The sequence below is a fragment of the Streptomyces sp. SM1 genome, from assembly GCF_002910825.1.
Lineage (GTDB): Bacteria > Actinomycetota > Actinomycetes > Streptomycetales > Streptomycetaceae > Streptomyces > Streptomyces okerensis.
In genome coordinates, this window is record NZ_NEUB01000493.1 from 1 (window position 1) to 7616 (window position 7616).

6 protein-coding genes are annotated in these 7616 nt (G+C 71.1%); 5 read left to right on the forward strand and 1 reads right to left on the reverse strand.

Annotation, left to right across the window (positions count from 1 at the left end; translation table 11 throughout):
* Positions 1–294: 294 nt before the first annotated feature.
* A complete protein-coding gene (locus tag B9S61_RS12140) occupies positions 295–834 on the forward strand; it encodes a bacterial proteasome activator family protein (protein WP_103542265.1) in 540 nt (179 codons plus the stop codon).
* A gap of 123 nt (positions 835–957) precedes the next feature.
* On the opposite strand, the gene B9S61_RS12145 is transcribed toward B9S61_RS12140, so the two are convergent.
* Positions 958–2607 carry a protein kinase gene (locus tag B9S61_RS12145; RefSeq protein WP_103542261.1) on the reverse strand — a complete coding sequence of 550 codons (1650 nt, stop codon included), beginning with the start codon at positions 2605–2607 and terminating at the stop codon, positions 958–960.
* Between the two features lie 344 nt (positions 2608–2951).
* On the opposite strand from B9S61_RS12145, the gene B9S61_RS12150 reads away from it, so the two are divergent.
* The 4 genes from B9S61_RS12150 to B9S61_RS12165 all read left to right on the forward strand — a co-directional run.
* Positions 2952–4592, forward strand: coding sequence for a protein kinase (locus B9S61_RS12150; protein ID WP_103542262.1), 1641 nt, complete (start codon positions 2952–2954; stop codon positions 4590–4592).
* Positions 4593–5026: 434 nt separating this feature from the next.
* Complete coding sequence (gene pdhA, locus B9S61_RS12155) at positions 5027–6316, forward strand: pyruvate dehydrogenase (acetyl-transferring) E1 component subunit alpha (RefSeq protein ID WP_103542263.1); 1290 nt, start codon at positions 5027–5029, stop codon at positions 6314–6316.
* A gap of 1 nt (position 6317) precedes the next feature.
* Positions 6318–7310 carry an alpha-ketoacid dehydrogenase subunit beta gene (locus tag B9S61_RS12160; RefSeq protein ID WP_103542264.1) on the forward strand — a complete coding sequence of 331 codons (993 nt, stop codon included), beginning with the start codon at positions 6318–6320 and terminating at the stop codon, positions 7308–7310.
* A gap of 10 nt (positions 7311–7320) precedes the next feature.
* Positions 7321–7616 (forward strand): biotin/lipoyl-containing protein (locus B9S61_RS12165; protein WP_308457761.1); only part of this gene is annotated, 296 nt, incomplete at its 3' end.

The following is a 7616-nucleotide window of genomic DNA, read 5'->3' on the forward strand; positions in this document are numbered from 1 at the left end:
CCGCCGTCGCCGTACCGGCGGGCCCCGTGGCAGGGACGTACGGCATCACCGCCGCCCCCGCCCCGAGAACAACCGTCGCCACTACACGCAGCCATGGAGCCACGACCGTGACCTCCCGCGCCGTCCGATGCTCGGTCGCACCGTCGGCTAGATGGGCCGGATGGACGCCAAACAGCCTCGCATTCCGCAGTGAGCCGGGCATTCCGGATACGGCCGTCCGATGGGCCCCCGGGCCCGCCGCGACTTCCGGGGGCACCCCCGAAGGGGACCACCGGCGTGCGCGACAATGGCGTCATGGAGATGCCGAGGAACGAACGGTCGCCGGAGAACCCGCAGATCCTGGTGGTCGGCCAGGACGGGATGGCGCTCAGCGGCGGCACCGGAGACGACGACTCCCGCGAGACCCCGGTGACGGAGCAGGTGGAGCAGCCGGCGAAGGTCATGCGGATCGGCAGCATGATCAAGCAGCTGCTGGAGGAGGTGCGGGCGGCTCCTCTGGACGAGGCCAGCCGGGCCAGGCTCAAGGAGATCCACTCCAGCTCGGTGAAGGAGCTGGAGGACGGTCTGGCCCCGGAGCTGGTCGAGGAGCTGGAGCGGATCTCCCTGCCGTTCACGGAGGAGACCACCCCGAGCGACGCCGAACTGCGGATCGCGCAGGCCCAGCTGGTGGGCTGGCTGGAGGGCCTCTTCCACGGCATCCAGACCACGCTCTTCGCGCAGCAGATGGCGGCCCGCGCCCAGCTGGAGCAGATGCGGCGCGCCCTCCCGCCCGGCGTCGGTGACGGTCACGAGGAGCCGCCGATGGGCGGCCGCTCGGGCGGCCCGTACCTGTAGCCGCCCCACCGCGTCACCGCCCCACCGCCTGAGTCCGAACAGCGCGAACAGCCCGAAGGGGCCCGGCATCCGATGCCGGGCCCCTTCGTCGTGCGTGTCCGGCGGCCGTGTCCGGCGGCCGGGTCAGGACGGCGGGTTGCCCGTCGAGACCTTGAGGGTGATCTCCGGCATCTCCTCGGGGTCGACGTCCGTGCCCGCCGGCGGGAACTGTTCCCGGACGGAACCCTCGCCGTAGGTGTTCTCATCCACCTCGATGATCTTGATGTCACCCCAGCCGGCGGCCTGGAAGCACTCCTTCACCGACCCGATGTACTTGAACTTGAAGTTGGGGAGCTGGACCTTCTCGGGGTCGTTGTACGACTCCCGCGGCTCCTCGCACTCCTCCGGGTCGATCGTCTTCCTCGTGTCCGGCCCGCGGTAGCCCTCGGCCGTCGCCGGTGCCGACGCCGAGGGGCTGCCGTCACCGCCGGCCTGCGGGTCCTCCTCGCCGCCGCCGTTCATCAGCAGCGCCCCGATCAGCCCGCCGACGGCCAGGACGGACACGGCGATCGCGCCGATGATCACCTGCTTGTTCCGGCCCCCGCCCCCCGAGCCGGTGCCGGACTGCTGCGGCGTCAGGTTGTACGGCGGCGGGGTCGGCGCACCCTGCTGCGGCGCGTACGCCGCCGGGGCGGGCGTCTGGTAGCCGCCGTGCTGCGGATAGCCGTACGCCGGAGACGGACCGGCCGGAGCCGGAGTGCCGTACGGGTTCGGCGGCGGGGCCGGCTGGTACGGCGTCTGGACGTTGCCCGTGGGCGCCGGGGTCCCCTGGTCCACCGGCGGGAACACCGCCGAGCCGACACCGGCCCCGCTCTGCGCCTGCGCGCCCGGCACGATGTTCGGCGCGGCCGCCTGGACGGACTGCGACACCCGCAGGCACTCCCCGCGCATCGCCTCCGCGCTGGGGAAACGCTCGTTCGGGTTCTTCTTCAGCGCGCGGGCGATCAGCGCGTCCACGGCCGGCGGCAGCGAGCGGTTGATCGAGGACGCGACCGGCGGCTCCTCCTGCACATGCGCGTAGGCGATGGCGAGCGGCGAGTCCGCCTCGAACGGCAGCCGCCCGGTGACCAGCTGGAACAGCATGATGCCGACCGAGTACAGGTCGGAGCGCGCGTCGACGCCCCGGCCGAGCGCCTGCTCCGGCGAGAGGTACTGCGGCGTGCCGACGACCATGCCGGTCTGCGTCATCGACGTGACACCGGACTGCATGGCGCGGGCGATGCCGAAGTCCATCACCTTGACCACGCCGCGCTTGGTCATCATGACGTTGCCCGGCTTGATGTCGCGGTGGACCAGCCCCATCTCGTGGCTGATCTCCAGCGCCGCCAGCACGTCGGCGGTGATCTTCAGCGCCTTGTCGGCGGGCATCGCGCCCTGCTGCCGGGTGTCCTCGTCGAGCACGGACCCCAGCGGGCGGCCCTCGACGTACTCCATGACGATGTACGGCGTCGTCGTGCCGTCCACATCGTCCTCGCCGGTGTCGAAGACCGACACGATGTTGGTGTGCGTGAGCTTCGCCACGGACTGGGCCTCGCGGCGGAAGCGCTCACGGAACGCCTGCTCCCGGCCGAGTTCCGTATGCAACGTCTTGATCGCGACCTGACGGTCGAGCACGCTGTCGTAGGCGAGGTGCACCGACGCCATGCCGCCCTGGCCGAGCAGGTCCCGCAGTTGGTAACGTCCGCCGGCGAGCGCCCGCCCCGCGTACTGGCCCTGTGCGCCGTCCTGGCTCATGTTCCCCGTCCCCCGTAGCCTCTCCGGCGCTGCCGTCGGTGCCGTCTCGTCGTAGATCGAAAGTGCTATTCCCGGCCAAGTCTGCCCCAGGCCACCGACACGTCAAGCGCGGTGCCCGATCCGTGACCGTACGCGAGAGAAGCGTCGCGGAAGCGTTACAGCGGTCGTACTACCGGCACACGGAATTTGCACGACAGTACGGAGTGCGGGTTTCATGACCGGTCCGGCCCGTGCCGGTCCCGGCTACCCGTCTCGGACCGGAGCCCCGCGCGAAGGCTGTAGCGTGGGCCGACGGAGACCGTAACAACACCGCGCACCGCGGGCAGAAACGACGGCGAGGACTGATGGCACAGCAGCAGCGCGCTCAGGGCCCGTCCGACCCCGAGGCGACTGGCGGCGGCAGTTCGGACGCGCCGGACAACTTCGGCAACGGCGGGCTCGTCGGCGACGGCCGGTACCGACTGACCCACCGGCTCGGGCGGGGCGGCATGGCCGAGGTCTTCGCCGCCGAGGACGTACGTCTCGGACGCACGGTCGCCGTCAAGCTGCTGCGCGCCGATCTCGCCGAGGACCCCGTCTCCAAGGCGCGCTTCACGCGTGAGGCGCAGTCGGTGGCCGGTCTCAACCACCACGCGATCGTCGCCGTGTACGACTCCGGCGAGGACGTCGTCGGCGGCCAGTCGGTCCCCTACATCGTGATGGAGATCGTCGAGGGCCGCACCATCCGCGACCTCCTGCTGAACGCCGAGGCCCCCGGGCCCGAGCAGGCGCTGATCATCGTCTCCGGTGTCCTGGAGGCGCTCGCCTACTCGCACCAGCACGGCATCGTGCACCGCGACATCAAGCCGGCCAACGTCATCATCACCCACAACGGCGCCGTGAAGGTGATGGACTTCGGCATCGCCCGCGCGCTGCACGGCGCGTCCACGACGATGACGCAGACCGGCATGGTCATGGGCACCCCCCAGTACCTCTCCCCGGAGCAGGCGCTCGGCAAGGCCGTCGACCACCGCTCCGACCTGTACGCCACCGGCTGCCTGATGTACGAACTGCTGGCACTTCGTCCGCCGTTCACCGGTGAGACGCCGCTGTCGGTGGTCTACCAGCACGTCCAGGACATCCCCACGCCTCCGTCGGAGGCCTCGGACGCCTGCCCGCCGGAGCTGGACGGCATGGTCATGCGCTCTCTCGCCAAGGAGCCGGACGACCGTTTCCAGACGGCCGAGGAGATGCGCGGGCTGGTCCAGTACGCGCTGCAGATGCTCTACGACCAGGGCGGCCACACCGGAACCTGGAACACCGGCCCGGTCCACATGCACGAGGGCCCGGCCACCCCGGCGGCCGGTTACGCGGGCGCGGCCGCGATGCCGCACCCGGACGTCGCCGGTACGACGGCGATCCCGCAGCCGATCCTGCCGGGCGGATACGGCGGCGGGGACGACGGCGGCTTCGAGGGCAACGGCAACAAGGGCAGCGGACGCGGCAAGCTGTGGATCCTCGCGGTGCTCGCGGTGATCGCCGTCGCGGCGGGTGTCGCGCTGGCGGTCAACAACGGCACCGAGAAGGGGGGCGGCGACAAGACCGACACGTCGCCGTCCGTCTCGCAGACCACCGAGGACAAGACGGCCAGCGAGACCCCGAGCGACGAGGAGACCCAGGAGACGTCCGACCCCGGCACCGACCCGGGTTCGGGCTCCGGCGGCAACGGCGACTGGACGCCGTCCTACGAGCCGTCCTGGACCCCTTCGCAGCCGGAGACGACGGAGCCGACCAGCCAGCCGTCGGCCACACAGCCGACCCAGACGGGCGGCACGGAGGACGGCGGCACCGAGAACGGCGGCACCGAGGACGGTGGCACCGGACCCGGCGGCACGGAGACCGGCGGCACCGAGGACGGCGGCACGGAGAACGGCGGCACCGGACCCGGCGGTGGGGACGCGGGCGGAGCGAACGTGGGCGGAGTGCCCGGCGGTGCGGCGGGCTGACCGGCCCATCCCGCCGGGCTGACCGGCCCGCCGGCCCCGGCGGTGCTCTCCTCACCGGCGAATGCCCCGCACCTCACCCGTGCACTCCGTGACACCGTGCGCGGCACGCCGTGCCGTCACAGAAGTCGGCCCTTCCCGTCGCCGGGGTGGCCGGGATAACGTGCCGTTGCTCCGGCCTCCTGCAAGGCTGTGACCAGCGCTCCTTCACCGCCTTTCCCGATTTACTTGGAAATCCAAGCAAAATCCCAGGTCAGATGGTGTTTCACAGAAATGTGGAGCACTGGGTAACGTGCCTGTTGCAGGGCGCTCGCCGGGGCACCTGTCACGCCTGTTCCCGGTCGAGTGGCACCCACCCCGTGCCCGGTGGTCGAGAAACAGGTGAGCCGCACTGGCCTGCCGGCAACCCCGGGGGCCGGACCGACGGAGGAGCACACGTGACCGTGGAGAGCACTGCCGCGCGCACACCGCGACGCAGCGCCGGAAGCAAGGCCGGCACCGCCACCGGCGCCAAGCGCACCACCAGCACGACCAGCACCACCAAGAAAGCCGCGGCCGCCAAGACGGCCGCACCCGGGAAGAAGGCCGTGACCCCCAAGAAGGCGGCAACCGCCAGGAAGGCCTCCGGCGCCGGCCGGAGTGCCGAGCCCGCCCTGGTCCAGTTGCTGACGCCCGAGGGCAAGCGCGTCAAGAACGCCGAGTTCGACAAGTACGTCGCCGACATCACCGCCGACGACCTGCGCGCTCTGTACCGCGACATGGTGCTCACCCGCCGCTTCGACGCCGAGGCCACCTCCCTGCAGCGCCAGGGCGAGCTGGGCCTGTGGGCGTCGCTGCTCGGGCAGGAGGCGGCGCAGATCGGCTCCGGCCGGGCGCTGCGCGACGACGACTACGTCTTCCCCACCTACCGCGAGCACGGCGTCGCGTGGTGCCGCGGGGTGGACCCGACCAACCTGCTCGGCATGTTCCGCGGTGTGAACAACGGCGGCTGGGACCCCAACGGCAACAACTTCCACCTGTACACGATCGTCATCGGCTCCCAGACCCTGCACGCCACGGGTTACGCGATGGGCATCACCAAGGACGGCGCCGACAGCGCCGTCATCGCCTACTTCGGCGACGGTGCCTCCAGCCAGGGCGACGTGGCCGAGGCCTTCACCTTCTCCGCGGTCTACAACGCCCCGGTGGTGTTCTTCTGCCAGAACAACCAGTGGGCGATCTCCGAGCCGACCGAGAAGCAGTCCCGCGTGCCGCTCTACCAGCGCGCGCAGGGCTTCGGCTTCCCGGGCGTGCGCGTGGACGGCAACGACGTGCTGGCGAACCTGGCCGTCACCAAGTGGGCCCTGGAGCGGGCCCGCGCGGGCGAGGGCCCGACGCTGGTCGAGGCGTTCACGTACCGCATGGGCGCGCACACCACCTCCGACGACCCGACCCGCTACCGTCACGACGACGAGCGGGCGGCCTGGGAGGCCAAGGACCCGATCCTGCGCCTGCGCCGCCACCTGGAGTCCGCACACCATGCGGACGAGGCGTTCTTCGCGGAACTGGAGACCGAGAGCGAGACGTTGGGCAGGCGGGTGCGCGAAGCGGTCCGCGCCATGCCGGACCCGGACCACTTCGCCATCTTCGAGAACGTGTACGCGGACGGGCACGCGCTCGTGGACGAGGAGCGGGCGCAGTTCGCCGCCTACCAGGCGTCGTTCGCGGACGAAGACGGGGGCAAGTGACATGGCGGAGAGCGTGACGGGCAAGAACATGGCGCTGGCCAAGGCGATCACCGAATCGCTGCGGCGCGCCCTCGAGGACGACCCGAAGGTCCTCGTCATGGGCGAGGACGTCGGCAAACTCGGCGGTGTGTTCCGGGTGACGGACGGACTGCAGAAGGACTTCGGCGAGAGCCGCGTCATCGACACCCCGCTCGCCGAGTCGGGCATCGTCGGTACGGCGATCGGCCTGGCCCTGCGCGGCTACCGCCCGGTGGTGGAGATCCAGTTCGACGGCTTCGTCTTCCCCGCCTACGACCAGATCGTGACGCAGCTCGCGAAGATGCACGCCCGCGCGCTGGGCAAGGTCAAGATGCCCGTCGTCGTGCGCATCCCCTACGGCGGCGGCATCGGCGCGGTGGAGCACCACTCCGAGTCCCCGGAGGCGCTGTTCGCGCACGTGGCGGGCCTGAAGGTGGTCTCTCCTTCGAACGCGTCGGACGCGTACTGGATGATGCAGCAGGCCATCCAGAGCGACGACCCGGTGATCTTCTTCGAGCCCAAGCGGCGCTACTGGGACAAGGGCGAGGTCGACACGGAGGCCATCCCGGGACCGCTGCACACCGCGCGCGTGGTGCGCGAGGGCACGGACCTGACCCTGGCCGCCTACGGCCCGATGGTGAAGCTCTGCCGGGAGGCCGCCGACGCGGCGGCCGAGGAGGGCCGCTCCCTGGAGGTGCTGGACCTGCGCTCGGTCTCCCCGCTCGACTTCGACTCCGTCCAGGCGTCCGTCGAGAAGACCCGCCGGCTGGTCGTGGTGCACGAGGCGCCGGTGTTCTTCGGCTCCGGCGCGGAGATCGCCGCCCGGATCACCGAGCGCTGTTTCTACCACCTGGAAGCCCCGGTACTGCGGGTGGGCGGCTACCACGCCCCGTACCCGCCGGCCCGTCTGGAGGAGTCCTACCTTCCGGACCTGGACCGGGTGCTCGACGCCGTCGACCGCTCGCTGGCGTACTGAGGAGAGGGTCGTGACGACGATGACGAACGCGTCCGTACGCGAGTTCAAGATGCCGGACGTGGGCGAGGGCCTCACCGAGGCCGAGATCCTCAAGTGGTACGTCCAGCCGGGTGACACGGTCACCGACGGCCAGGTGGTCTGCGAGGTCGAGACGGCGAAGGCGGCCGTCGAACTGCCCATCCCCTACGACGGCGTGGTCCGCGAGCTGCACTTCCCCGAGGGCACCACGGTGGACGTGGGCACGTCCATCATCGCGGTGGCCGTCGCCGGCGGCGCGGCGGAGGAGGAGGCTCCCGCGGCCCCCGA

Excerpts from the sequence above, each read along its gene's own strand:
- B9S61_RS12140 (WP_103542265.1), top strand. The coding sequence starts at position 295 with ATGGAGATGCCGAGGAACGAACGGTCGCCGGAGAACCCGCAGATCCTG.
- B9S61_RS12145 (WP_103542261.1), bottom strand. The coding sequence starts at position 2,607 with ATGAGCCAGGACGGCGCACAGGGCCAGTACGCGGGGCGGGCGCTCGCC.
- B9S61_RS12150 (WP_103542262.1), top strand. The coding sequence starts at position 2,952 with ATGGCACAGCAGCAGCGCGCTCAGGGCCCGTCCGACCCCGAGGCGACT.
- B9S61_RS12160 (WP_103542264.1), top strand. The coding sequence starts at position 6,318 with ATGGCGGAGAGCGTGACGGGCAAGAACATGGCGCTGGCCAAGGCGATC.